Source organism: Bacillus sp. CIS52, from assembly GCF_053545315.1.
In genome coordinates this window covers 131921-157103 of the sequence record NZ_JBIUFR010000001.1, presented here as the reverse complement: position 1 = coordinate 157103, position 25183 = coordinate 131921, and the positions used below count along the sequence as shown (strand labels likewise).

The following is a 25183-nucleotide window of genomic DNA, read 5'->3' as shown; positions in this document are numbered from 1 at the left end:
TTCCGATGAAGATTATCAATCCGGTACTTAAAGGATTTAATCCCGATCCAAGTATTTGCAGGGTGGGAGAGGATTATTATATCGCCGTATCTACATTTGAGTGGTTTCCGGGAGTCCAGATACACCACTCAAAAGATTTAGTGAATTGGCACTTAGTTGCACATCCATTACAGAGAGTTTCGCAATTAGACATGAAAGGAAACCCTAATTCAGGCGGGGTCTGGGCGCCATGTTTAAGTTACAGCGACGGGAAGTTTTGGCTGATCTATACGGATGTTAAGGTAGTAGATGGCGCCTGGAAAGATTGCCACAATTATTTAGTGACTTGTGACACGATTGATGGTGATTGGGGGGAGCCGATCACATTAAATAGCTCGGGATTTGATGCTTCTTTATTCCATGATACGGATGGAAAAAAATATTTATTAAATATGTTATGGGATCAGCGTATTGATCGGCACTCCTTTGGAGGCATTGTCATGCAGGAATATTCTGATAAGGAGCAAAAACTAATCGGTAAACCGAAAGTGATATTTAAAGGAACTGAAAGAAAGCTGACAGAAGCGCCGCACCTTTATCATATCGGGAACTATTATTATTTATTAACTGCAGAAGGAGGAACGCGGTTCGAACATGCTGCTACAATTGCCCGTTCTGCAAATATTGAGGGGCCATATGAAGTTCATCCTGATAATCCTATCTTAACGTCATGGCATGATCCGGAAAATCTGCTGCAAAAATGCGGGCATGCATCCATCGTTCAAACACATACAGGTGAGTGGTATTTAGCTCATTTAACGGGGCGTCCTATTCATCCGGACGATGATTCAATTTTTCAGCAGCGAGGTTATTGTCCTTTGGGCAGAGAAACAGCTATTCAAAAACTCTATTGGAAAGATGAATGGCCTTATGTAGCTGGCGGAAAAGAGGGAAGTTTGGAGGTGGAAGCGCCTTCTATTCCTGAAACCATATTTGAAGCAACGTACCCGGAAGTTGATGAATTCGAGAACTCAACATTAAATATCAATTTTCAAACGTTAAGGATTCCGTTCACGAAAGAATTAGGCTCATTGACTCAAGTGCCAAATCATTTGCGGTTATACGGCCATGAATCATTAACCTCGGCATTTACTCAGGCATTTGTAGCCAGACGCTGGCAAAGTCTCCATTTTGAAGCGGAAACAGCTGTAGCGTTTTTCCCGGAGAATTTTCAACAAGCCGCTGGATTGGTGAACTATTACAATACAGAGAACTGGACGGCTCTTCAAGTCACGCATGATGAAGAACTCGGCCGTATTCTTGAATTAACAATATGTGATAACTTTTCTTTTTCACAGCCATTAAAAAATAAAATGGTGATCCCCGGTGAAGTAAAGTATGTCTATTTAAAAGTGAATATCGAAAAGGAAAAATATTATTATTTCTATTCGTTTAACAAAGAAGACTGGCATAAAATTGACATTACATTAGAATCGAAAAAATTATCAGATGATTACATCCGCGGAGGAGGATTCTTTACAGGAGCTTTTGTAGGGATGCAGTGCCAAGATACCAGCGGTCACCACATTCCGGCTGACTTCAGATATTTTCGTTATAAAGAAAAATAATGCGCACAAGAAAAAGGAGCTTCTATTTTAGAACTCCTTTTTCATATCGTGTCCTATGTGAAAAATTCCTTCAGAAATACTCCTGTTCAGCATGTAAAAACAACGTAAAACTTAATGATTAACCATATCAAGAAAATGATCAATTACAATAGAGGACATTCCCAATGCCGATGCATTTTTTCCTAAAACAGATGGTAATAATTCATAACTATTGCCTAATTGGGAATAAACCCGGGACGACACTTCGCTTCTGATTGAATTTAAAACCATAGGATGCGATTCAATGATGCTGTTTCTTAAAATGATGGCTTGCGGATTGAATGTATTCAAAATATTGGTCAGGCCTATCCCTAAATAGAAGCCGAAATTCTGTAAGGCACGTAAAGTTCCAACATCATTCAGATGGGCGAGGTCTATGATATCTTGATTGGATACTTTTTTTTCTTTCGTCTGAAGAGATTTTAATAAAGCCTTCTCTGAAGCATACAATTCCCAGCAGCCCCGGTTTCCGCAGCTGCATTTCGGACCATTAAAGTCTATTGTCATATGTCCCATTTCTCCAGAGAATCCGCCAACCCCTCTATATAAATCATTATTGATTATAACGCCGATCCCTATCCCTGTACCGATACTTGCATAAATCATGTTATCGTGATTTTTTGCAGCGCCAAATACTTTTTCTCCATATGCGCCGGCATTTGCCTCATTTTCAATAAAAACAGGCACATTGAACTTCTCTTGGATGATAGGTTTTAAGTCAATATTTCTCCAGTTGGAGTTCGGAGTAAAAACAATTTTTTGATTTTTATCAATTAATCCGGGAACGCATATGCCTATACCGATAAGCCCGTACGGAGATTGCGGCATATTCGCAATAAAGTGATGAATCATCTCAATTAAAATATCTTTCGTTATTTCAGGAGAGCTGCATTCCAAATGATGGTGTTGATCAAGGACGATCGTCCCTTCAAGGTCTGTTAAAATGCCGTTAATATAATCGACCCCGACATCTATTCCTACGGAGTATCCTGCTTTTTTATTAAAAACAAGCATGACAGGTCTTCTGCCGCCGCTTGATTGTCCCTGACCGATTTCAAATACAAGGTTTTCTTTCATTAAAGTGTTTACCTGTGATGAAACGGTTGATTTATTTAATCCGGTCATTTCAGATAATTTTGCTCTTGAAATAGGTGAGTTTTTAAGGATTTCTTTTAATAATAACTTTTGGTTTACTTTTTTGACAAAGGCTTGATCAGCGATATCCACTTCATCCACTCCATTTGTATAATCTTTAAATTAAGTTGAGTTTTCTGTGTTATCATGCGAAGCGTCACACATAGCGAATCCAACCTTATTATATCTAATGTATTCGTGAAAAACTAAAAAAAATATTGAAAATACTGATGAGGTTATATAAGATGAAAATATGTTAGTTTGTTTAAGCAACAAACTAACATGTGAATATGACATAAAATGCGCTTGAATTTATTTTTAAGGGGGAAATGTCATGGCTCAGTCTCATTCCGGTACAGCCGGCTATTTTGAAAGCGTAAACAAAGTGATTTATGAAGGGAAAGATTCCACGAATCCTTTAGCATTTAAATATTATAATCCTCAAGAAGTAATCGGCGGAAAGACAATGAAAGAGCATCTGCGGTTTTCTATTGCTTATTGGCATACATTTACCGCTGACGGTACAGACATGTTTGGAGCGGCTACGATGCAAAGACCGTGGGATCGTTATAAAGGCATGGATCTGGCGAGAGCGAGGGTAGAAGCAGCATTTGAGATGTTTGAAAAACTGGATGCGCCATTTTTTGCTTTCCATGACCGGGATATCGCACCTGAAGGAAGTACGTTAAAAGAGACAAATCAAAATTTAGATATTATCGTGAGCATGATGAAAGAGTACATGAGAACGAGCGGCGTGAAGCTATTATGGAATACTGCAAACATGTTTACGAACCCCCGCTTCGTCCATGGTGCCGCGACTTCTTGCAATGCAGATGTGTTTGCGTATGCCGCAGCACAAGTAAAAAAAGGGCTGGAAACAGCAAAAGAGCTTGGCGCCGAAAACTATGTATTTTGGGGCGGACGTGAAGGATACGAAACATTGTTAAATACGGATTTAAAATTTGAGCTTGATAATCTGGCCAGATTCATGCATATGGCAGTGGATTATGCGAAGGAAATCGGGTATACAGGGCAATTTTTGATTGAACCAAAACCAAAAGAGCCGACCACTCATCAATATGATACAGATGCAGCAACAACCATTGCCTTTTTGAAGCAATATGGCTTAGACAGTCATTTTAAATTAAATCTCGAAGCCAATCATGCCACATTAGCCGGGCATACATTCGAACATGAATTACGAATGGCGAGAGTGCATGGCCTTCTTGGATCTGTTGATGCAAATCAAGGTGATCCGCTGTTAGGCTGGGACACAGATGAATTTCCGACAGATTTATATTCTGCGACATTAGCCATGTACGAAATCCTGCAAAATGGCGGCCTTGGAAGCGGCGGATTAAACTTTGACGCAAAGGTCAGAAGATCTTCTTTTGAGCCTGATGATTTACTTTATGCCCATGTTGCAGGGATGGATGCATTTGCAAGGGGATTGAAAGTCGCTCACAAATTAATCGAAGACCGTGTGTTTGAAGATGTGATTCAGCATCGTTACCGCAGCTTTACCGAAGGGATCGGTCTTGAAATTGCAGAAGGAAGAGCTGATTTTAAGACACTTGAGCAATATGCGCTAAACAATCAGCCAATTAAAAACGAATCAGGGAGACAGGAGCGGTTAAAAGCGATATTGAACCAATACATTTTAGAGGTATAACAAAGAAGCTTGATCCGCTAAAAAGTTTTAGCAGGGAAAGCCGAGCTGCCCCGGAACTTCCCGTTCTGGCGGGAAGTTTCAATGGGGATCTATTGAGAGGGAAAGGAGTGAAAAAATGAAGTATGTCATTGGAATAGATCTTGGAACGAGCGCCGTTAAAACCATTTTAGTCAATCAAAACGGCAAGGTTTGTGCAGAAACGTCCAAAAGATATCCGCTTATTCAAGAGAAGGCGGGGTATAGTGAGCAAAATCCCGAAGACTGGGTGCAGCAAACAATTGATGCCTTGGCTGAATTGGTTTCTGAATCCGGTGTTCAAGCCGAAGATATAGACGGGATAAGCTATTCAGGACAAATGCATGGGTTAGTCCTGCTTGACCAAGATGGGCAGGTGCTGCGTCATGCGATTCTTTGGAATGATACCCGAACGACGCCTCAATGTATGAGGATGACCGAGACATTTGGCGATCATCTGCTTGATATCACAAAAAACCGTGTACTAGAAGGATTTACATTACCTAAAATGTTATGGGTGAAGGAACATGAGCCTGAACTTTTTAAAAAAACTGCTGTTTTTTTGCTTCCGAAAGACTATGTGAGATTCCGTATGACCGGTGCCATTCACACTGAATACTCCGATGCGGCGGGAACGTTACTTTTAGATATTACCCGCAAGGAGTGGAGCGTTGATATTTGCAATCAATTCGGTATTTCTGCAGATATTTGTCCTCCGCTTGTTGAATCCCATGATTGTGCGGGATCGCTGCTTCCGAACGTCGCGGCGGAGACAGGGCTGATGGAACAAACAAAAGTGTACGCCGGGGGAGCAGATAATGCTTGCGGTGCAATTGGAGCCGGTATTCTTTCATCCGGAAAAACATTATGCAGTATTGGGACGTCAGGGGTCATACTTTCCTGTGAAGAAGACAAAGAAAGAGACTTTAAAGGGAAAGTGCACTTTTTTAATCATGGAAAAAAAGATTCTTTTTATACGATGGGAGTCACGCTCGCTGCTGGATACAGCTTAGACTGGTTTAAAAGAACGTTTGCGCCAAACGAATCGTTTGAACAATTATTGGATGGGGTGGAAGCTATTCCGATAGGAGCAAATGGACTGCTGTATACTCCTTATTTGGTTGGTGAAAGAACGCCGCATGCGGATTCATCTATTCGGGGAAGCTTGATCGGAATGGATGCGTCCCATAAAAGAGAGCATGTTATGAGGGCGGTAATGGAAGGCATCACATTCTCTTTGAATGAATCAATTGAGCTATTCCGCGAAGCGGGAAAATCAGTTGATTCTGTTGTCTCTATTGGCGGGGGAGCTAAAAATGAAACGTGGCTTCAAATGCAAGCTGATATTTTCAATACGAGGGTGATTAAGTTAGAAAATGAACAAGGTCCCGCCATGGGAGCTGCTATGTTAGCTGCCTTCGGGAGCGGGTGGTTTGAATCCCTTGAAGAATGTGCAGAGCAATTCATACGTGAGGCTGCTGTATTCTATCCGGAAGAACAAAATGTTCAAAAATATAAAATACTATTCGATTTGTATAAGAACATTTACACTCACACAAAGGATCTCAATACAGCATTGAAGAGTTTTCGGGAAAATGAATGATAAGTGCGGGTCGTCAAGAGAGTGTTTTTGCCGGGAGATCAATGACAGAACAATTAAATGCTAAAAAGCTTTGATGGCAAAGCTGCTTATAAATAATGTCATTTGTCGAAGGAAACAGATAATCATTCGGACTCCGTGGGGATACCTTTTTGCAATGGATTCACAGCTATCATTCAACTTCAGGAGTTCCTTAGAAAATTAAAAAAGAACCCCGCCAAATTGGCCAGGTTCTTTTTATATTGCACAAAAACAGACACGGTGATATAATCAGATCACGCGTGCTTTCTGTGTAAAAAGTCATAGTTATACATCTTGTATTATGATTATATCATGCTGAAAAGCTCTTGTCAATTTTTTTTGAAGGGGAGATATAGAATGAGTTCTTTGGTTCTCGGTATTCACGAAATTGAAAAAACACAGCCTTTGCTCGTTGGAGGAAAAGGGTTGCATTTAGGGGGATTATCAAAAATTCAAGGAATACAAGTACCAGAAGGCTTTTGTGTCACAACAGCAGGATATCAAAAAGCCATTGAACAAAACGAAACGTTACAAGCGCTGTTGGATCAACTGACCATGCTGAAAGTGGAGAATCGGGATCAAATCGGTAAAATCAGCAGGGAAATTCGGCAAACCATTATGGAAGCAGAAATCCCTTCCGATGTAGTTAAAGCAGTTGCTTGCTATCTCTCCCGGTATGGCGAAGAACATGCCTATGCCGTGCGTTCTAGTGCGACTGCTGAAGATTTACCGCACGCCTCTTTTGCCGGTCAGCAAGACACCTATTTAAATATTACCGGTGTCGATGCAATCTTGCAGCATATCAGTAAATGTTGGGCGTCCCTATTTACTGATCGCGCGGTCATTTACCGTATGCAAAATGGATTTGATCACAGCCAAGTTTATTTATCCGTTATCATCCAAAGGATGGTTTTCCCTCAGGCTTCGGGGATCTTATTTACCGCTGATCCGGTGAACGGAAACCGAAAGCTGCTATCTATTGATGCCGGTTTTGGACTTGGTGAAGCACTGGTCTCCGGCTTAGTATCTGCCGATTGTTATAAAGTACAGGACGGGCAAATCGTCGATAAGAGAATAGAAACTAAAAAAAAGGCTGTCTATGGACGAAAAGATGGCGGAACGGAAACACAAGAGATCGATCTTCATCAGCAAAAGATTCAAACACTGACTGATGAACAAATTTTACAGCTGGCACGTATCGGGAGGCAGATCGAAGCTCATTTCGGCCAGCCGCAAGATATCGAATGGTGTTTGGACCGCGATACTTTTTATATTGTCCAGAGTCGTCCGATCACAACGTTATACCCCGTTCCTGAAGCGAACGATCAAGAAAATCACGTCTATATCTCTGTTGGTCATCAACAAATGATGACGGACCCCATAAAACCCCTTGGATTGTCTTTTTTTCTGTTGACGACTTCTGCACCCATGCGTAAAGCCGGCGGAAGGCTATTTGTTGATGTCACACATCATCTGGCATCCCCTAAAGTCAGAGAAGTTTTCTTAAAAGGCATGGGGCAGTACGATCCGCTCTTAAAAGACGCACTTATGACCATAATAGAGCGACGTGATTTCATTAAGCCGATACCTGATAAAACGGCACCGATTCCCGGAAAAGGCAATGCCGATATGCCGGATCAAACTGAAAACGATCCGGCAATTGTTTCTGATTTGATTAAGAGCAGTGAAACATCGATAGAAGCTTTAAAACAAAACATCCAGACGAAATCAGGATCTGATTTATTTCGTTTTATTTTGGATGATATCCAGGAATTAAAGAAGATTTTATTTAACCCAAAAAGTTCGGTATTAATTCGAACTGCAATGGATGCTTCATCATGGATTAACGAAAAAATGAACGAGTGGTTAGGTGAAAAAAACGCAGCAGACACGCTTTCTCAATCTGTACCCCATAATATTACTTCAGAAATGGGGCTTGCGCTATTGGACGTCGCCGATGTGATCCGTCCTTATCCAGAAATAATTGCTTATTTAGAGGATGTAAAAGATGATTCCTTTTTGGATGAGCTGGTGAAATTTGAAGGCGGACAGGAAATCCATGACGCCATCTATGCTTTCCTCAACAAGTACGGAATGCGATGTGCCGGAGAAATTGATATGACAAGAACTCGATGGAGCGAAAAACCAACTGCACTTGTCCCTATGATTCTTAATAATCTCAAAAACTTTGAGCCAAATGCCAGCCGGCAGAAATTTGAGCAAGGGCGGCAGGAGGCATTGAAGAAAGAACAAGAGTTATTAGATCGATTGAAGCAATTACCGGATGGTGAACAAAAAGCCAAAGAAACCGAACGAATGATCCGCATCATCCGGAACTTCAGCGGCTTCAGAGAATATCCAAAATACGGAATGGTCAGCCGCTATTTTGTTTATAAGCAGGCTTTACTGAAAGAAGCCGAACAACTCGCCGAAGCGGGTATTATTCAAGAAAAAGAAGACATATACTATCTTACTTTTGAAGAACTTCAAGAAGTCGTACGCACAAATATATTGGATTACCAAATCATCAGTACACGAAAAGACGAGTACAAAGTATATGAAAAACTATCTCCGCCGCGTGTTATCACGTCTGACGGCGAAATCGTTACAGGCGAGTACAAACGAGAAAATCTCCCGGCCGGAGCGATTGCAGGGCTTCCTGTTTCCTCGGGAGTCATAGAGGGGCGGGCACGTGTTATTTTAAACATGGAAGATGCCAATTTGGAAGAGGGGGATATATTAGTTACCTCCTTTACCGATCCCAGCTGGACACCATTGTTTGTATCCATAAAAGGCCTGGTCACGGAAGTTGGCGGACTGATGACCCATGGAGCGGTTATAGCACGTGAATACGGTTTACCTGCAGTTGTTGGAGTTGAAAATGCAACCCAATTGATAAAAGATGGGCAACGAATCCGCGTACATGGAACAGAAGGCTGTATTGAAATATTATAATAGCGGGTGTGTGCACCGGGACATCAAGTATTCTCTGCACTTGTACCAATGGTAATAACAAAGGTCGAACAATAAGAAAAGCCGGAACCTGTTAAAGGTGGAGTCCGGCTTTTTTTATGCGAAAATGACTTAATGTCAAAAGTGAAAACGCCATAAAAAGATCTTATGGCGTCTGTCCGAACTGTGAGATGCAATTTTCTTGGGAGACGAATATGGTTCGTCAATGTGCTATTAAAGGAAAGCAGCACCTACAATGATTAACAAAATGAAAAGCACAACGATCAAGACGAAAGTGCTTCCGCCATAATTTCCACCGTAGTATCCCATATTGCCACCTCCTCTTGTTAGGATAGTATATACTATGCCGCACGATAAATTTCGACATGGATTTTAGTCTAAAGGAGAAAAAATGAAGTTTTTGTCTAAATGAAGGGCTGATGAATGAAATATCATTTTCGGTTCTCCTTAGGCTATGGCATGTTTAGTTGAGAGTAAGAACCTTTAGGATATGCCGTTTTACTTCACGATGGAAGCGAAGTTATCCTCGCACGAAATGAATTAGATAATGAGAAATAATCCAAGAAAGAATGATTCATCATTTCCCGGGCAAGCGCAGCATACGACAAATAACAAGTATTTTCCTTTTTTCGTTTTGGAAGAGAACGCATTAAAGTGAACGAACAAGATTGGACACAGGGGAAGGTGATGCCTGTTGGGCGGGCACAGATCAACCGGAACGAAGTGAAACTTTTATAAAGCAGTAACGTATTACTTTTATAAAGATAAATAAGGGGGCTTCTGAATGGGATTAAAACATTTCTTTAATATAGAGTTAAAATGCTCCATCTGCGGGAAAACATTAAAATCTGGTGATGGGCTGACAGCTCATATTACCCTTCCAAGTGAGAAGATGATGCCTGTGGGGAGAATGGACAGAGTGTTAAGTAAATTCGCTGATAAGGTTTACTGTAAAAAGTGTAGTGAGTAGATCGTCAGTGTCATGAGGAAACTCTGGCGGGTTTCCTCATGATATATGTCGGTCAATTCAAATTGGAAAAAAGCGAAATTGTAATGACTAAAGTAGACAAAGAACCCAAGGATACCAAAGAGATCATTTTTCGTTTGCTTTGCTTTTTGGAAGGTTTGCTTAGTTCGTGGATCACTGCACCCCATAAAAGCATTGATGCTAGAATGATAAGACTCATATGTAACAGTGCTCCTTTGCTTGTTTTAAGAAATTTTACCATCTATAAGGCGGTAATGTCGATGAAATGAACAAAACAAGATCTTAATAACTATTACCGCTGATCTTAATCAATGATGAGGAAAGGAATTGAGAGTTGAAATTAGAACGTTTATTATCAATCATATTCAAGCTCTTACATAATGAAATTTTATCTGCTTCCAGTTTAGCTGATGAATTTCAAGTATCATCGCGGACAATTTATAGAGATATCGAAGCGATTTGTGCTGCTGGAATACCGATCGTTTCATATCAAGGTGCTAACGGCGGTTTCGGGATTATGAAAGGATACAAATTTGATAAAAGTTTAATCGGATCTCACGATGTATTAAATCTTATCACTGTATTAAGCAGTTTATCGAGTCTTTTTGAAGATAGGGAAGTTGAACATACGATAGATAGATTAAAATCTCTGGATACAAGCGGCAACAGGACGTTGTATGTTGAGTTGGAAAGCCTTAGAACAGAACCGAATTCCTTAAGGCATCTGCGAAAAGCTATACATGAAAAAAAGGTGGTACGCTTTGATTATGTCAGCAATAAAAATGAATTTACCTCACGTGAAGCAGAACCAATCCATCTCCATTATAAGTTCCGTAATTGGTATGTATATGGTTATTGCAGAGAACGTCAAGATGTTAGAGAATTTAAAGTATCACGTATGATGAATATAACGCTGACTCAAGAAGAGTTTATGCACAGTCACAAAGTGAAAGATGATTCATCTTATTCAGACTCCAATGCGGAAGGGTTTGAGGATGTTGTCATTTGGGTTGATCCCAATTCTCTGGCAAAAGCTTTAGATCAATTTCAGAACGCGTCTAAAGTTATGAACAGTGATGGAAGTATGACGTTTACCATTTCTGTTTATCAGCCTCTGCATGCCGGATGGCTTATATCAATTCTCTTAAGCTTTGGCAGCGGAGCTAAAATGATAAAACCGGTGCAGCTGCAATCAAAATTAATCGCTGAAGCCAAAAAAATAATGAAAGTTTATCAAGATGTATGACGATCTGCTGTCATATATCTTTTTTTATAATCATAAGCATCAACTTTAAAGGAGAAGATGTTAAATGAACCATGCAAAAAATATGTATCAGTACCATGTTTGGGCGAATAAAGCGTTATTAGAAAGAATAAAGGAATTACCAAGTAACGTTCTTTATGAAGAAGTTCGCGGTTCATATCCTACAATTGCTCAAACGTTCAGTCACATCTGCGCGGTGGATGCTATGTGGCTGCAAGTACTTAAAGGAATAGACATGCAGGAAGCAGTGGAAGGTTCTGCGGCTTATGCAGAAAGGACTCATTTATATTCTGCAGATGAATTTGCGGCGTCTTATGATGAACTGGCTTCACAGTTTGAAGAATGGATGAATAACCAAACAGATTTAGAACAAAAAATGAACTTACATAATCCTTGGTTAGGTTCCAGAGAAACTGCTTACTCAGAAATTTTATTCCATGTTGCCAATCATGGCACTTATCATCGGGGCAGCATAACAACTATGTTAAGACAGCTGGGTTACGCTTCAGCAATGAATGACCTTGTATTATATTGGTATCAGGATTAGTTCAGTACTTGCAAAATGAATAACGGCCGTTTGGTCAGAACTAAAATGACAAAGGTGAGGGCGCTGCGCAAGAATAGAGCTCAATGGCTGCCGTATCATTCCCGGCAGCCTTAATCATTAGGAAGTAAAATCTATAACCATACGGCCGGTCACTTTCCCTTGCTCCATTTCTTCAAATATATCATTCACGTCTTCAATCGGGCGTTTTGTCACTTTAGGTACAACTTTACCGTCTGCAGCAAATTGAAAAGCTTCCCTCAGGTCTTCTCTGGTTCCTACTAATGAACCTACTACTTGAATACCATCTAACACAAGACGGGGAATATCTAATTCCATCTTGTCGACCGGTAAACCGACAGCCACTACACGCGCACCGGCTTTTACAACATCAATCGCTTGATTGAAAGGGATTTTTGAGACAGCAGTAATGACCGCGGCATCCAGACCTAAATCGCCGGTCACTTCTTTAGCCTTCTTGACGGGGTCTTCGTTTATACTGTTTACAACCGCGTCAGCGCCTAAGCTCTTAGCAAAGTTCAGTTTTTCATCGCTAATGTCGAAAGCAATCACTTTAGCGTTAAAGACATTTTTTGCATATTGAACAGCCAAGTTGCCCAAACCGCCGACTCCAAATACACCGATCCACTGACCAGGTTTAATTTCACTGACTTTTACTGCTTTATAAGTTGTGACACCTGCGCAGGTAATGCTGCTTGCGGCTGCCGGATCTAAATGTTCAGGCACTTTCACTGCATAATCAACCGCCACGATTGCTTCTTCAGCCATTGCGCCATCAACTGTATAGCCGGCATTTTTCACATCGCGGCACAAGGTTTCACGGCCTGTTAAGCAATATTCACAGCGGCCGCAGCTTTCAAACATCCACGCAATGGAGACGCGGTCTCCTTTTTTCAGGTTTGTTACGCCTTCACCAATCTCGGTTACAATGCCTACTCCCTCATGACCTAAAGTGACGCCTGTCACATCCCCGAAATCAGCATTTTTAACATGCAAGTCAGTATGACATACACCGCAGTATTCCATCTTAACTTTGGCTTCACCGTGTCGCAAAGGACGCAATTCTTTTTGTACGATCGCTATATTTTTGTCCTTCGTTGCTACTACTGCTTTCACAACATACACCCCTTTCAAATATTTGCAGAAAATTGGTACTTATCTTACAATTTAGCATAATACTCTTCTTTTGAAAACCCTTACATAACTTTGCGGACAAGTATCTCTAAAAATTTATTGAGGGCGCACGCTATAAAGATACTAGAAATTATTTGTTATCCGAATAGTGTTTAAATAGGAATTTGTCGTCTCTCTATGAACGGAATTTACATAGTATATATAATAGTACGTTTTCAAAGGAGGTCTTTTTTTTGAGTGATAGAAAGCTGACGGAAGAAAACCTTGATAATCACCAGCCCGCTAACTTTGCGCCATTTATCAGCCCTAACCCTGTTACGTCATTTAATCCGGTTCAGAGATACCCTGAAATTGATAAAACATCATTCATCAGTCCGTTTTCCAGTGTGATAGGAGACGTGAGAATAAAGGACAATGTTTATGTCGGGCCGAATGCTGCTGTTCGCGCAGATGAAGGGACGCCCTTTTATATTGGATCAAATACAAACCTTCAAGATGGGGTCATTTTACATGGTTTGTTAAAACAATTTGTTTCAGTCAAAGATAGGGCATATTCCATATCGGTTTGTTCCTCCCGGAGCCGACATAGACTCACAAGAAAAAGCTGACAGACTGAGAAGAGTGACAGAAGAGGAACGTGAATTTGCACGGGAAGTGCAGCGCGTCAATCAAGAATTTCCCGCTTCTTATCAAGCGTTATTCAGTTGAAGAAAAACAGATAAATCCCCATCTCGGAAGGAGGGGATTTTTTATGAAGTGCGGTCATTGGGTGTGATGGGCTGATTGATAAGGAGAATTTATAGGCAAAGGTTATCTTTGAAAGCCTTAATTCAAAGCGATTGTCTGAAGCTTCTTTTTAAGAAAATCCACCGAATAGTGTATGAATATAATTCCCATAGACACAATAAGAACGGTCTATATTCTATTTGAAAGGGAGTGAGAACCAGTGAGCAAAAAAGGAATCCAAAATTCAAGCATTGAACAATTAAAAAAAGACCATGAGACCGAAACCGCTTTTAAAGCAGATGATCCCAAAAAAGTTCAAAACAAAAATAAATGAAATAAAAATGATCACTTAGTTACACCCGTCAAACAAAATTGATCAATATGGAGTGAATAACATGGCTGAACAACATGGCGCAGACAGACCGGACGATTACAAAAGATTTTCTTCTTTGGACAAGGACTATGATTTTCAGCAGCAATCTTTATCCAGCGATACCAAAGCAAACCAGACAGACACAGAAACACAAACTCATCATAAAGAAACTGACACAACAAACACGGCAGGGAAATATTTTGACACATCAGATTATGAGGGAAATACGCAACTGGAAAAAGGATTGGCTGAAACACATGAACAGGTCAGCGATGACTATTTTGAAGGAACGATTGATCAAAATTTGGAATAGTCATATAACGGAACTTTCTTGCAGAAGTCAGTTCCGTTATATTGATACTTACCGGCCTTTGGATTTGAACATGATGAACCGGATGAAGATTATAGTCAAGGTATCTCCTTGACCTTTTTTATGGGCAAAAAAAGATTTCAAAAAATATAGATCTTTTAAAGTGATCAATATATACTGATTTAAATAACAGGAAGAAAATGAAAAATTAGAGAACTGAATTTTAAAAAGCGGGTGAAATAAATCGAAGGGGCAGCGCGGAGCAGCTTAAAATGTTATGCTTTCACATTGGCGTTTTCAAGCATGTCTTTTGGTCTTGTTTTTGGATTGTATATGTTTGTATACTCGGGTTTTGTGCCATTCGCATTAGTCACTGTAGTTATCATTGCTTTTTACGCTTTCGTCACTTACTTTTTATTTGCTGTTCCTGTGCAATTTTGGTTAAGAAAGAAGCCGAAAAAGTGTAGTTTGATTCATCTTTTCATTTATACAGCAGTCGCTTTTTTAGCTGTGTTCTTGTTCTGGTGCATGGGTAGTCATTCCATTGATGTTAGAGTTTTCGAGAATTTCATTTATTACATGATGAGCATTACTGCTGCGTTAATCTATTGGTTTTGGGACTCTATATTTCTGAGAAAGCAGTTTTTTATAGAAAAAACATGAGCTTAACAATTTCGGGTTAAACGCTGATCTTGGAATGGGGAGATCATAATGGAATACATTGAATTGAAAAAGGACAATATTGATGACAATCATATTTGCTGCGCACTAGGTGCGAAACAATATGAGAAGGCCGTAACGGAAAAGAAAAGCTGGCTTAAAGATCGAATGGCTGATGGTTTGGTGTTTTATCGATTAAACGAGCGGGCAAAAGTTTTTATTGAATATTTACCTGCAGAAAAAGCGTGGGTTCCGATAAGCGCTCCTAATTTTATGTATATTAATTGTCTTTGGGTCTCGGGGAGATATAAGAACAGCGGACATGCGAAACACTTGTTAGATAAATGTGCGGAAGATGCCAAATCCCGCGGTATGGATGGAATTGTTCATATAGTTGGTAAGAAAAAACTTCCCTATTTAAGTGATAAGCATTTCTTCGAGCATATGGGATTTACTTTGCAAGATGAAGCAAAACCCTATTTTCAGTTAATGTCATTGACCTGGAATGAGCATGCAGCTCCTCCTGTATTTAAAAAACAGGTTAAAAGTTGTTCTTTTAATGATGAGGGGATCACAATATTTTATACAGCTCAATGTCCATTCGCAGTCGGAGTGTTAGAGGATTTGAAGGAACTGACTGAAAAGAAAGGGCTTCATTTTCAGGCTCATCGATTATCCTCCAAAGATAAGGCCCAAACATCACCGGCAATCTGGACAACTTTCAGCGTGTTTTATAATGGAGAATTTCTCACTCATGAAATGATGAGCGTGAATAAGTTTGAAAAGTTACTCAATAAGCTTTTAATGGCTTAACTGGTTTTTCTCCATATTCTAGGTAATGAGGATCACATTATTGATTTGGACAAAAATGATAACATATATAGTACAAATAGATTGAGATCGTTCTTTAACAAACGGGCGAGGCCTGTTGAAGAAACATTTCAAAAAAAGGAGACTAACAAATGCAAAAAATTGAAACCCCACGCTTAGTTTTAAGAAATTTTAGCGAGGAAGATTCGCACGGCCTTTTGGAATATTCGGCACATCCGAGAGTGAACTGCTTTCTTGATGACAGAATTTCTACGATAGAAGAAGCAGTCTTAAACGTTCAAAAAAGAAGCAGAGATGATTCTTATATTGCTGTTTGTTTAAAAGAGAGTAATGATCTGATCGGGGAACTATTTTATTTAAAAGAAGAGCCTGATACATATTCCGTTTGTTGGAATTTCAATGCTCGATTTGAAGGGAGGGGATACGCCAGTGAAAGTGTAAAGGCTTTCTTTGAGTATCTCTTTATGCAAAAAGGCGCAAGAAGGCTTTATGCATATGTTGAAGATGATAATGACAAGTCACAAAAATTATGTGAAAGATTAGGTATGCGTAAAGAAGGTTATTTTCTTGAATTTATTTCGTTTACAAAATATGAGGATGGAACACCTAAATATGAAAACACTTTCCAATACGCACTGCTAAAGAAAGAATGGTTAAAACAAAAACATAGTTAACGGAAAAAACCTTGCCGGGGGCAGGTTTTTTTGCGTTTAAGTTAAATTCTTCAATAAAATTACCGATAATACCAATGGATTATGGAATTGTAAAAATGCTTAGTTTAGTAACGATCAAAATGAGATTCAGGTTTGGAAAAGCAGTGAAAATCATTTACCGTAACGTTGTAAAATTCGAGAGAGGCGTGAATGTGATGGAAAGCCTAAATAACTCTTACAATATCACGAAAGATCCAAAGTTTTTAGCATTTTGCAGTTTAGCGACAGAAGGTGCAGGAATTAGTTCGAATCAGCAATGTTCAATTGGTTTTACTGAATTCAAAGAAGCGCTGGAGAATGGCAAAGTGGTTGAAAATCAAAATCTGCAAAGCAGTTCAGAGTTACATCACAAGTTCGATTACTGGAAGTCCAAAATCACTGGAGGACGAGCTGTAACTGAAACCGATAACCAAGTGCTGGATATCATCAAACAAGCATACAATCTTGGACTGGTTACGAAGGATAATATGCTGTTGAGAAGTCAAGCCATTAACGCGTATCAAACATCTATTTAATTTTAAGAAAAAAAACGTTAATCATGAAAAGATGGCGTTACCTGATGTGATCTAATAAAACTAATGGTGAAAGGAACTCTAACTTGAAGTCACATTTAGTTTCGTTCGTATTAGCTTTGATAGGATGTTTATTCAGTATTTATATGCAATCAATGGCTTATTGGAGCAATGACTCAATGCTGTGGTATTGGGTCGGTGCGATTTTGTCGTATATATTTGCTGCAGGATCATTCATTACGCTGAATTTTAACAAAAACAAGGACTCAGTTCTGTCGATAAGTTGCCTCATTTTAATGATTCTAACTGTTATGCTTATTTTAGTTACAGTTTTTTGGACGGCTTTTATTATAATCGCAGGGCAATCGGGGATGTGATACTAAGGGGAACATGGCTTATTTTTCGTATTTTTTTGATGACTGGAATCTGAACCTCTATTTATTAAGTTTTCGAATTTAAATGTAACAATTCTAATGTCCATACGTTCTAAATGATAAAGGCGGGATGCAATGAAGAAGTATAAAGTCATTAAAACATTGCTGATTATTATCACTGTTCTGACCATAACGGCCGGAATTGCACTATTTTCTTTAATTTCAGGAGAGAAAGTCAAATATATCGGCTATAGCCAGAACAAGGCGTGGGAAGCGTCAATTGAAAAATCAGGAAAGACCTCTATCGGTCCTAATTATTTCTTGAATTTGTACTACAGAGGCAATAAAGAGAATAAAAAGAAAACGGTGATTAAGAGATTAACATTATTTATTGACGGCCGGAAATATGGAGAAGATAAAGACTATCATCTTTCAGAATACACCGGAGAGAAATTAGCAGGCGGCGGAACGGGGGAAGATCATATTCAGACGTTTGAATATATGCCGGAAAATGAAGTGATCGGTCATGAAATCACTGTAGAAGCAGTATGGAAAACCGATCATGAGTCCTATAAAGAAAAATTTAAACTGAAAAGAATACATTGGTATGACTGAACTAAAAAGGGCGGTATAACCCTCTCTTTCATCCAAAACAATTAGCTTTGTCTGTTTTTCTCGATTTTCTAAATTGATCTGGGTCGATTAAAGAGTCACTTGAATACCCTGGAATGTGTAAAATCAATGAACAGCTTCGGAATGGAAGGATCAGTGAAGGTGAGCTTGTGAAAAAAGGATCAGGATGGATGTGACCAGCATCCACCCTGATAATGGGGTTCACAGTGTTCTATTTCATTGTATTCCAATCGGAATAATATTACAAGGGCGAAAAAGTAAAAAGTAGGTCGATCATTGTGAGAATGTTTTGAATGAAAATAAAGGATTATCTGAAGGAAAGGTTTCCGACTTTAAAATTAGTGCCCGGCATTTATCATCAATGGGACGTGGGAATTCATTTTTCTCTCGGCGGCAATATGTATCAATTTAATGAAAGCGGTGAGCTGAATCTTGAGTATTTTCAGTGTGTCCATCATCAAATGACCGAAATTTTTAATGAGCTGTTTGAACAAAACGATGACTTATTCCTTGTTGCAAACATATATAAGCACAAAACTCAAGGTAATGACGCCAGCAAATTAAAAATTTATCAGCCGTTTCTGAAGTGCAAGGATGATTTATATCGGATTCAGGTGGAGACCTGTCCGTATCCGTTCGAAGAAGATGATGCAGAAGAATACGAGATGCAGCAGTTTTCTTTATTATGTAAACGGAAGGATTTGCGTATTACCCCATTACTTAAGGCAGCTGCTCACGAAGATTTTCCGCTGAAGCCAAGGTTCGGGGGTTACACCGTTGAGTATCCCGATGTTTTCTTTGTGAATATTGCAAAAGACATTATTTTCTTTATATATGATGACAGAGGGTGTGAAGTTATCGCCCTTGATACCGGAAAAATACGTGCGCTTTATGACCAATATCACGATTGGATTGAAAGTGAACGCATGCATTCGAATTAGCTTTTTCGAGGTGTGTTCTTGCTTGCGCGGTTTCGCATTTGTGCGGGAGGAATGTAACGGAACTTTTGGATGCTATGATGCTGTATTTATTTGGATGAATTCCATTTTGCAAAACGGCTGAATAGAATAACAGCATAAAAGTTTTTTTACACAGTGCAGGAGGAGAGAAATGTGAGGGCTGAACATCATGATGGTATGGAAATTGGAATTTATTCATTTGCAGAATTATACCCCGATCCTCTGACAGGGAAAACAGTCAGCGCAAAGCAGCGGGTAGAGGAATTGATAAAGCTGGCGAAATTGGCTGACGACGCAGGGCTTGATGTATTCGGCGTAGGCGAGCATCATCGTCTTGATTATGCAGTGTCGTCGCCGCCGGTCATCTTATCAGCGATTTCACAGCTCACCGAAAACATTAAGCTTACGAGTGCTACGACTGTATTATCCACCGCAGATCCAGTCCGTTTATTTGAGGATTTTGCAACGCTTGATCTGATATCAAACGGAAGGGCGGAGATCATAGCGGGACGCGGTGCATTTTTAGACTCGTTTCCTCTTTTCGGTTATGATGTGGGTTACTATAAAGAACTGTTTGAAGAACACGTTGAGCTTTTTTTGAAATTAAATTCGGGGGAAGAATCGGTCACCTGGAAAGGACGTTATCGGCCGCCGCTGAATGACGCAGAAATTTCCCCTCAGCCTTTTCACGGAAGCATTCCGCTGTGGTTAGGTGTTTCAGGAACTCCGGAAAGTGCGGAGCGGGCCGGAAGAGCAGGCGCCGGTCTGGCATTAGCTGTATTGAGCGGTGATCCGAAATCATCTAAACCGCTTGTTGACAAATACCGAGAAGCGGCTTCTAAAGCCGGTCATCCGCCGGAACATGTGAAGGTTGCTGTAACCGGGCATACGTTCATTTCAAAAACGAATGAACAGGCAATACAAGAATTTTACCCGTATCATTCTAATTATTGGTCTCATGTTCATTCATACCACGGTATTCATGAACCTTTAACGAGGGAAGATTTTGAGCGGGCGTCCGGTAAAGAAACAGCCTTATTTGTCGGAAGCTCACAGCAGATCATTGAAAAAATCATGCACCAATACGAGCTGTTTGGCCATCAGCGGTTTCTTGCGCAAATCGATATAGGCGGTATGCCATTTAAAAAAGCTGCGGAAAACATCGAACGATTAGCATCAGAAGTAGCACCGGTGATCCGAAGAGAAACCGGCAAATCAAGCGATTAAATGGAGTCAGGCGGAGCGGGCCGGTTTTTGAACATCGCGGACTCGACATCAGAAACGGTCCGGCTTTTTTAATGATTATAAAAAACAAAGGGAAGAGCGCGAACCTCATTGCTTTTTCCTATCAAGAAAAGGAAGGTCATTTCATCCTCCATCGTGAAGTGTATATACTGAAAGGTTTATATTTACAAAAGAGGGAGGATGATGTAGAGATGAAGGGTTTAGTCAAAGCTGCAGTTTTAACTGTTACTCTCGGTATTGGAGGCGCTTTCTATTCAAGTGATGCATCTGCACACGGGTATATAAAAGATCCCGTCAGCAGAGCGTACATGGGAGCATTAGAGAAACAGACAATGGGCTGGACGGCCGCTGCTCAGAAATATGGCTCCGTCATTGATAATCCTCAGTCTGTTGAAGGGCCGAAAGGATTTCCGGCCGCAGGTCCGCCGGATGGAAGAATTGCATCTGCAAACGGAGGATCGGGACAAATTGATTTCGGACTGGACAAGCAGACTGCAGATCATTGGGTAAAACAGAATATACGCGGCGGCTTTAATTCTTTTACTTGGCACTATACCGCACCCCATGCGACATCAAAGTGGCACTATTATATCACCAAGAAAAATTGGAATCCGAATAAACCTTTGTCGAGGGATGAATTCGAATTAATCGGAACGGTAAACCACGATGGCTCCAAGGCAGATACGAATCTGACTCATAGAATTTTTGTGCCGACTGATCGAAGCGGTTATCATATCATTTTAGGGGTATGGGATGTCGCGGATACTTCCAATGCCTTCTATAATGTCATTGATATAAACCTTACACAGTAATCTATGAAATGACTGATCGGCTGCATTCGTGCATTGCCGATCTTTTTCGTTTGAAAGAGTTAGTTAAAGGAGGAAACAGCAAAGCGCCATAATGAATTCATTATGGCGCCTTACGATCATAGAGGTAATGCTGACATGGATGCGGAGGTAAGGGAGACTCTTAATAACCGCCGAGGAAAGAAGCACCGACGATGATTAATAAAATGAATAGCACCACGATTAACGCAAAGGAGCTACCATAACCGCCCATATGATCTCACCTCCCTTAAGAGGATTAATACATATTATGCTGAATGTAAAAGTTTGATAGGGATGCTAGTTTATTTTTGAAAAAAAGTTCGTCTGCATATATTTTCTTCTCACATTTCCATCTTTTAAAGGGGGGACCGTAAATGCTTCCTGTAATAGAAACGGACAGACTTATTCTTAGAGAAGTTGAAAAGAAAGATGCAAAGCAAATATTTGCTTGTTTTTCAGGATGCAAATGTAACACGCTATTATGGTTTGGAACCTTTTGATTCAATGGAACAGGCTGAAAAAATGATTGGCTGGTTTAAAGATCAATATCATGATAAAAAGGGAATGCGTTGGGGAATTGAGAAAAAAGATGCGAAGGGAATAATCGGAACTATTGGTTTCAACTCTTGGGTGCCCAAGCATAAGCGGGCGGAGGTCGGTTATGAGATTCATCCGAATTATTGGAGGAATGGCTATGCTTTTGAAGCGTTGGAGAATGTTCTTTCTTTTGGGTTTGAAAAGCTTGGGCTGAATCGTATAGGCGCTGTTGTTTTCATTGAGAATGCAGCGTCTCATCAATTATTGATAAAGGCGGGGTTTCAATCAGAAGGAATTTTGAGAGGATATATGTATCAAATTAAGGTCTGTGGAATTCAATATGCTGATTATCACGATCAAAATCTTATTTAGAAATGCACATTAACAAAAACACCCGGAGTTCACCGGGTGTAAAAAGCGTTGATATGTCATGTCAGCAACATTTTTTGCATTTTCTTTTATAGACAACGATGTAATCATAATCAAGATGCTTTTTGTCTTGTTTCTTTTTCTTTTTTTGTTTAGGCTGCTTTTCTTCCTTTTTACCGTGATCATAATGTCCGTCCATATCCATATCCATATCCATATCCATATTCATATCCATGTCCATATCCATACTCATATCCCTCCTTTTTCATCTGACGGTAGTATTCTATGACAGAAGGAACAGATGGCTTGGACAAATGAAACGATATGCTGTAAAAGAGGCGTCTCATCCGGTATAAAAAAACAGGATCATACCCGTCCGATAGATAGGGAGGAAATGATCCTGATATGAAAATACTATTTGATAACCGCTATTGCAATGCCGTACCCTTTTTCTGGACTGTATAAGGCGGTCAGTTTCAATACCTTCCAGCCTTCCGCGGCTTTTGTACCGATTCCGTTATGGGCCGTGATATAATCTCCCGGGTTTACCGTACTGTCTACCCGTACGTAGTGCCGGCCGCTGAGTCCGACAATATGCCATTCGTCTCTGGCGGCGCGCGCTTCATAGTCAGCTTCAAGAGCCGGACTGCAGTCTGGGTTTTGTTTCGGCACGCGTATCGTTTCTCCTGTTTCTTCGTCAGTTACATTTTCATATATGAAACCGCCGAACTCGTTTGTCAAAAAACGGCTTTGCCATCCGAAGCTTGCGGCTCCTGATATAAAAGCGGCTGTTTCTGAAATGACGCCGAGCATATAATCACCAACGTGAGCCGGCTCGATTTTTTCTCCCCTCACTGTGACGATCGTCCCGGCGGGAATCGTCTGGCCGTTTACACTTTCAAAATATTCTCCGTACCCTGACAGGGAAGAGGTGACGGCTCCGGCGAAAGTTCCGTGGCCGCCCGCTGAGTCCAGTTTCCACTTAATGGACTTATGCCCTCCGGCAACGGTGTACGGTTCTTCCAATGTAATGCTTTCTGATGACAGAATAGTTCTGGAGACTTTGCTGCCCGTAACATGTACATTGTTTGAAGCAGCGATAAATGCCCTTGAACCTTCAGAACTTGAACCTCCGGAAGAGCTGATGATCGCATTTCTGTCACCTCTTGCCGTAATATCGCCTGTGCCCGCAATAACGGCGCTTGTCGGGTTAAATGCAAAACCCGAGCTTGTCGCAAGCTGTGCGCCGCCTTTTAAATTGACGGGGATCTGCTCGTAAGTCTGTCCTTTTATAGAAGCGGCAGCGCTGTAGCCTTCCGCCTGCACGCCGAGAATGACAGCCTGACTGTTAGGGGACGTAATTCCGACAGCACCGCCATCTCCGATCATCGTTCCATTCATAATATTTACGTTATATTGGCCTCCGCCAATTGAGATGCCTTTGGGAGAAGACTTGTAAATATCAAAATTTGAAATTTTAACATAATCGGTTTTATTTGATCCGCCGGATATATTGATGTCAACACCGGCTTGTGTAAAACCGCGTATTTTAATGCCGCTGATCGTAATATTTTGACTGCGGTATTGAAGGGCTACGACAGGATTCCCGCCATAGTCATATGAAGGATCACCAATAGCTGTGAATCCGTTTACATTTACGTTTTTATAGGCAGAGATAACCAGCGCCCTTGGAGTCACGCTGTCATAGAGAGCGTTGAAGACCGGTTCAATCGCGGTGCAGTCGGTTAAAGTAACATCATAAGCCGTCGTGCTTTCGGGGTCTGAGGCCTGGTGGTGTCCGATATGACGAATATCAAACGAACGTACATCACGATACGAAACATGGCCGATAATATGAACATTTTGGGAAGCCGGCCACAGGCTGTGCGCCTTTACTTCAATTCCGCGGATATTTCCGCTCGTATAGTTATTCAAAAGCCACACATGTTTAGAGCCGTCATCAATTTCAATGCCATTCGAATTTGCGCTGCCCTCGGCATGCTCTGTGCCGCGCGGGTTCCCTGAATGACAGTTGGAAATGAAAATATATTCGCTGTAATGGGTGGTAATACCGTCGTCTCCGGCGCCGTACGCCACACAGTTATCTATCCATATATAACGGCAGCCGTCTTTCGTCCATTCTGTTTCAGGCAAATGATCATAAGCCGGGGATGTGATATCGATACCATGCAGACCTGCGTTAACCGCTTCAACATTCTTGACCCAGCCGTATTGCACATTGGCAAACGTTAAACAGCTGGAAAATTGTCCCCCGGGGTTTCGGACTCCGCATTGACGATCAGGATTCCAGTCTAAAGTCATGCCCTGGACAAAAATATTACGGTTTCCATTTTCGTAGTTATCATTGGTTATAACCCATTCATATGCGGGAGTGTCCTCATGGAGTTTAATTACGGTAATCCCTTGTCCCTCACCGGAGATGGTAGTCCACGACGGAAGTTTTATCCCTTGAACTAAAAATTCTCCTGCGGGAACATTTACTTTGACGCGGCCGTTCCCGATCGCTCTCCGAAAGGCTTCCGTATTGTCCCGGCCGTCAGGGACCGCTCCGTAATCCTCTACATTCACTTCCCGGGTGATTTTATTCATAAGCATTTCGTATTCTGTATCAAGCCGTTCTTTTAAAAGTGAGGTGACCATTCCTTCCGCCGTCACTCGGGCATCTGCGATCTCAAGATTATCATCTGTTGCGGAATGCTTAATAAAATTTTGCATCCTTGCTTTGAGATGTTCCAATTCAGAGGAATGCGAAGGGCGAGACTGCAATGCGGCGTTTAAAGACGGATCAGGAAAGTTTTTAAATTGAACCATTCTAAAGACACCTCTTTCTTTTGATATAAGCGCTTGACGCAGGGGAGCAGAAAAAAGCCGCGCGCCTTATGCGCTTATTCATCAAATTCTTTGTTGAGAACGAAATCCCTTTTAAAATCAGATTGAATTTCAAAAAAACGCCAATATTTCAGGTGAAAGATCAAAACGAAGAAAGTTTTTGAAAACTAGTATAAAATTTACCTTTATATAGAGTGTGTATTATAAGTGGAGCTCTCCTGTGAAAACGATGGAAAAAGATTGTTGGGG

25 protein-coding genes and 1 pseudogene are annotated in these 25183 nt (G+C 40.7%); 20 read left to right on the top strand and 6 right to left on the bottom strand.

Going from position 1 to position 25183, the window contains the following annotated elements; genetic code table 11:
• Window positions 1–5: 5 nt before the first annotated feature.
• Window positions 6–1607, top strand: a complete 1602-nt coding sequence (gene xynB, locus ACH32G_RS00510; RefSeq protein WP_448813885.1) for a xylan 1,4-beta-xylosidase — start codon at window positions 6–8, stop codon at window positions 1605–1607.
• A 111-nt stretch (window positions 1608–1718) separates the two neighbouring features.
• On the opposite strand, the gene xylR is transcribed toward xynB, so the two are convergent.
• The gene (gene xylR, locus ACH32G_RS00505; RefSeq protein WP_016936010.1) at window positions 1719–2873 is read right to left on the bottom strand and encodes a transcriptional repressor XylR; all 1155 of its coding nucleotides are present in this window, start codon (window positions 2871–2873) and stop codon (window positions 1719–1721) included.
• Between the two features lie 241 nt (window positions 2874–3114).
• Between xylR and xylA the strand changes: the two genes are divergently transcribed.
• The 3 genes from xylA to ppsA all read left to right on the top strand — a co-directional run bounded on the left by xylA (window position 3115) and on the right by ppsA (window position 9043).
• On the top strand, window positions 3115–4452 hold the full coding sequence (gene xylA, locus ACH32G_RS00500; RefSeq protein WP_047474837.1) for a xylose isomerase: 1338 nt from the start codon (window positions 3115–3117) through the stop codon (window positions 4450–4452).
• Between the two features lie 115 nt (window positions 4453–4567).
• Entirely contained in the window at window positions 4568–6070 is a 1503-nt protein-coding gene (xylB, locus tag ACH32G_RS00495; RefSeq protein ID WP_448813884.1) for a xylulokinase, read from the top strand.
• 375 nt (window positions 6071–6445) lie between these two features.
• Window positions 6446–9043: a phosphoenolpyruvate synthase gene (ppsA, locus tag ACH32G_RS00490; protein ID WP_448813883.1), complete on the top strand. Its 2598-nt coding sequence runs from the start codon at window positions 6446–6448 to the stop codon at window positions 9041–9043.
• A gap of 231 nt (window positions 9044–9274) precedes the next feature.
• Here ppsA and ACH32G_RS00485 read toward each other — a convergent pair whose 3' ends face one another.
• A complete protein-coding gene (locus ACH32G_RS00485) occupies window positions 9275–9370 on the bottom strand; it encodes a YjcZ family sporulation protein (protein ID WP_016936006.1) in 96 nt (31 codons plus the stop codon).
• A gap of 475 nt (window positions 9371–9845) precedes the next feature.
• On the opposite strand from ACH32G_RS00485, the gene ACH32G_RS00480 reads away from it, so the two are divergent.
• The 3 genes from ACH32G_RS00480 (at window position 9846) to ACH32G_RS00470 (ending at window position 11860) form a co-directional block, all read left to right on the top strand.
• Window positions 9846–10031 carry a hypothetical protein gene (locus ACH32G_RS00480; protein ID WP_045926671.1) on the top strand — a complete coding sequence of 62 codons (186 nt, stop codon included), beginning with the start codon at window positions 9846–9848 and terminating at the stop codon, window positions 10029–10031.
• Window positions 10032–10383: 352 nt separating this feature from the next.
• Window positions 10384–11295, top strand: a complete 912-nt coding sequence (locus tag ACH32G_RS00475) for a helix-turn-helix transcriptional regulator (protein ID WP_188154079.1) — start codon at window positions 10384–10386, stop codon at window positions 11293–11295.
• 64 nt (window positions 11296–11359) lie between these two features.
• Window positions 11360–11860, top strand: a complete 501-nt coding sequence (locus ACH32G_RS00470; RefSeq protein ID WP_366969349.1) for a DinB family protein — start codon at window positions 11360–11362, stop codon at window positions 11858–11860.
• 117 nt (window positions 11861–11977) lie between these two features.
• Here the strand turns inward: ACH32G_RS00470 and adhP are convergent, their stop codons facing one another.
• On the bottom strand, window positions 11978–12994 hold the full coding sequence (adhP, locus tag ACH32G_RS00465; RefSeq protein ID WP_327814309.1) for an alcohol dehydrogenase AdhP: 1017 nt from the start codon (window positions 12992–12994) through the stop codon (window positions 11978–11980).
• Window positions 12995–13245: 251 nt separating this feature from the next.
• Here adhP and ACH32G_RS00460 point away from each other — a divergent pair, with 251 nt between their 5' ends.
• The 12 genes from ACH32G_RS00460 (at window position 13246) to ACH32G_RS00405 (ending at window position 21160) form a co-directional block, all read left to right on the top strand.
• Window positions 13246–13620, top strand: coding sequence for a hypothetical protein (locus tag ACH32G_RS00460; RefSeq protein WP_327814310.1), 375 nt, complete (start codon window positions 13246–13248; stop codon window positions 13618–13620).
• 338 nt (window positions 13621–13958) lie between these two features.
• A complete protein-coding gene (locus ACH32G_RS00455) occupies window positions 13959–14072 on the top strand; it encodes a biofilm-forming protein (protein ID WP_269775035.1) in 114 nt (37 codons plus the stop codon).
• Between the two features lie 61 nt (window positions 14073–14133).
• Window positions 14134–14424 (top strand): YozQ family protein, encoded by a 291-nt coding sequence (locus ACH32G_RS00450; protein WP_327814314.1) that lies wholly within the window; start codon window positions 14134–14136, stop codon window positions 14422–14424.
• 240 nt (window positions 14425–14664) lie between these two features.
• Entirely contained in the window at window positions 14665–15084 is a 420-nt protein-coding gene (locus tag ACH32G_RS00445; protein WP_327814394.1) for a UPF0715 family protein, read from the top strand.
• A gap of 48 nt (window positions 15085–15132) precedes the next feature.
• Window positions 15133–15894: a GNAT family N-acetyltransferase gene (locus tag ACH32G_RS00440; RefSeq protein WP_064778963.1), complete on the top strand. Its 762-nt coding sequence runs from the start codon at window positions 15133–15135 to the stop codon at window positions 15892–15894.
• A gap of 149 nt (window positions 15895–16043) precedes the next feature.
• On the top strand, window positions 16044–16586 hold the full coding sequence (locus tag ACH32G_RS00435; protein ID WP_099744019.1) for a GNAT family N-acetyltransferase: 543 nt from the start codon (window positions 16044–16046) through the stop codon (window positions 16584–16586).
• A gap of 194 nt (window positions 16587–16780) precedes the next feature.
• On the top strand, window positions 16781–17140 hold the full coding sequence (locus tag ACH32G_RS00430; protein ID WP_049628536.1) for a hypothetical protein: 360 nt from the start codon (window positions 16781–16783) through the stop codon (window positions 17138–17140).
• A gap of 83 nt (window positions 17141–17223) precedes the next feature.
• Window positions 17224–17514 (top strand): DUF3902 family protein, encoded by a 291-nt coding sequence (locus ACH32G_RS00425; RefSeq protein ID WP_116746182.1) that lies wholly within the window; start codon window positions 17224–17226, stop codon window positions 17512–17514.
• Between the two features lie 132 nt (window positions 17515–17646).
• Window positions 17647–18126 (top strand): DUF4944 domain-containing protein, encoded by a 480-nt coding sequence (locus ACH32G_RS00420; RefSeq protein ID WP_049628537.1) that lies wholly within the window; start codon window positions 17647–17649, stop codon window positions 18124–18126.
• 311 nt (window positions 18127–18437) lie between these two features.
• The gene (locus tag ACH32G_RS00415; RefSeq protein ID WP_448813882.1) at window positions 18438–19085 is read left to right on the top strand and encodes a DUF3885 domain-containing protein; all 648 of its coding nucleotides are present in this window, start codon (window positions 18438–18440) and stop codon (window positions 19083–19085) included.
• Window positions 19086–19256: 171 nt separating this feature from the next.
• A complete protein-coding gene (locus ACH32G_RS00410) occupies window positions 19257–20330 on the top strand; it encodes an LLM class flavin-dependent oxidoreductase (RefSeq protein WP_016935993.1) in 1074 nt (357 codons plus the stop codon).
• Between the two features lie 209 nt (window positions 20331–20539).
• On the top strand, window positions 20540–21160 hold the full coding sequence (locus tag ACH32G_RS00405; protein WP_049628539.1) for a lytic polysaccharide monooxygenase auxiliary activity family 9 protein: 621 nt from the start codon (window positions 20540–20542) through the stop codon (window positions 21158–21160).
• Between the two features lie 160 nt (window positions 21161–21320).
• Here the strand turns inward: ACH32G_RS00405 and ACH32G_RS00400 are convergent, their stop codons facing one another.
• Window positions 21321–21410 (bottom strand): YjcZ family sporulation protein, encoded by a 90-nt coding sequence (locus ACH32G_RS00400; RefSeq protein WP_016935991.1) that lies wholly within the window; start codon window positions 21408–21410, stop codon window positions 21321–21323.
• 142 nt (window positions 21411–21552) lie between these two features.
• On the opposite strand from ACH32G_RS00400, the pseudogene ACH32G_RS00395 reads away from it, so the two are divergent.
• Window positions 21553–22087 (top strand): annotated as a pseudogene (locus tag ACH32G_RS00395) (GNAT family N-acetyltransferase).
• Window positions 22088–22148: 61 nt separating this feature from the next.
• Here the strand turns inward: ACH32G_RS00395 and ACH32G_RS00390 are convergent.
• Together ACH32G_RS00390 and ACH32G_RS00385 are read right to left on the bottom strand one after the other, a co-directional pair.
• On the bottom strand, window positions 22149–22331 hold the full coding sequence (locus ACH32G_RS00390; RefSeq protein ID WP_448814293.1) for a hypothetical protein: 183 nt from the start codon (window positions 22329–22331) through the stop codon (window positions 22149–22151).
• Between the two features lie 167 nt (window positions 22332–22498).
• A complete protein-coding gene (locus tag ACH32G_RS00385) occupies window positions 22499–24916 on the bottom strand; it encodes a peptidase G2 autoproteolytic cleavage domain-containing protein (protein ID WP_448813881.1) in 2418 nt (805 codons plus the stop codon).
• Between the last annotated feature and the right edge of the window lie 267 nt (window positions 24917–25183).

What these genes read in the sequence shown, in the direction of transcription:
- ACH32G_RS00400 (WP_016935991.1), bottom strand. Translation starts at nt 21,410, where the DNA reads ATGGGCGGTTATGGTAGCTCCTTTGCGTTAATCGTGGTGCTATTCATT.
- ACH32G_RS00385 (WP_448813881.1), bottom strand. Translation starts at nt 24,916, where the DNA reads ATGGTTCAATTTAAAAACTTTCCTGATCCGTCTTTAAACGCCGCATTG.
- xynB (WP_448813885.1), top strand. Translation starts at nt 6, where the DNA reads ATGAAGATTATCAATCCGGTACTTAAAGGATTTAATCCCGATCCAAGT.
- ACH32G_RS00390 (WP_448814293.1), bottom strand. Translation starts at nt 22,331, where the DNA reads ATGGATATGGACATGGATATGAATATGGATATGGATATGGATATGGAT.
- ACH32G_RS00485 (WP_016936006.1), bottom strand. Translation starts at nt 9,370, where the DNA reads ATGGGATACTACGGTGGAAATTATGGCGGAAGCACTTTCGTCTTGATC.
- ACH32G_RS00405 (WP_049628539.1), top strand. Translation starts at nt 20,540, where the DNA reads ATGAAGGGTTTAGTCAAAGCTGCAGTTTTAACTGTTACTCTCGGTATT.
- xylA (WP_047474837.1), top strand. Translation starts at nt 3,115, where the DNA reads ATGGCTCAGTCTCATTCCGGTACAGCCGGCTATTTTGAAAGCGTAAAC.
- ACH32G_RS00430 (WP_049628536.1), top strand. Translation starts at nt 16,781, where the DNA reads ATGGAAAGCCTAAATAACTCTTACAATATCACGAAAGATCCAAAGTTT.
- ACH32G_RS00440 (WP_064778963.1), top strand. Translation starts at nt 15,133, where the DNA reads ATGGAATACATTGAATTGAAAAAGGACAATATTGATGACAATCATATT.
- xylB (WP_448813884.1), top strand. Translation starts at nt 4,568, where the DNA reads ATGAAGTATGTCATTGGAATAGATCTTGGAACGAGCGCCGTTAAAACC.
- ppsA (WP_448813883.1), top strand. Translation starts at nt 6,446, where the DNA reads ATGAGTTCTTTGGTTCTCGGTATTCACGAAATTGAAAAAACACAGCCT.
- ACH32G_RS00435 (WP_099744019.1), top strand. Translation starts at nt 16,044, where the DNA reads ATGCAAAAAATTGAAACCCCACGCTTAGTTTTAAGAAATTTTAGCGAG.
- ACH32G_RS00420 (WP_049628537.1), top strand. Translation starts at nt 17,647, where the DNA reads ATGAAGAAGTATAAAGTCATTAAAACATTGCTGATTATTATCACTGTT.
- ACH32G_RS00450 (WP_327814314.1), top strand. Translation starts at nt 14,134, where the DNA reads ATGGCTGAACAACATGGCGCAGACAGACCGGACGATTACAAAAGATTT.
- ACH32G_RS00415 (WP_448813882.1), top strand. Translation starts at nt 18,438, where the DNA reads ATGAAAATAAAGGATTATCTGAAGGAAAGGTTTCCGACTTTAAAATTA.
- ACH32G_RS00480 (WP_045926671.1), top strand. Translation starts at nt 9,846, where the DNA reads ATGGGATTAAAACATTTCTTTAATATAGAGTTAAAATGCTCCATCTGC.
- ACH32G_RS00470 (WP_366969349.1), top strand. Translation starts at nt 11,360, where the DNA reads ATGAACCATGCAAAAAATATGTATCAGTACCATGTTTGGGCGAATAAA.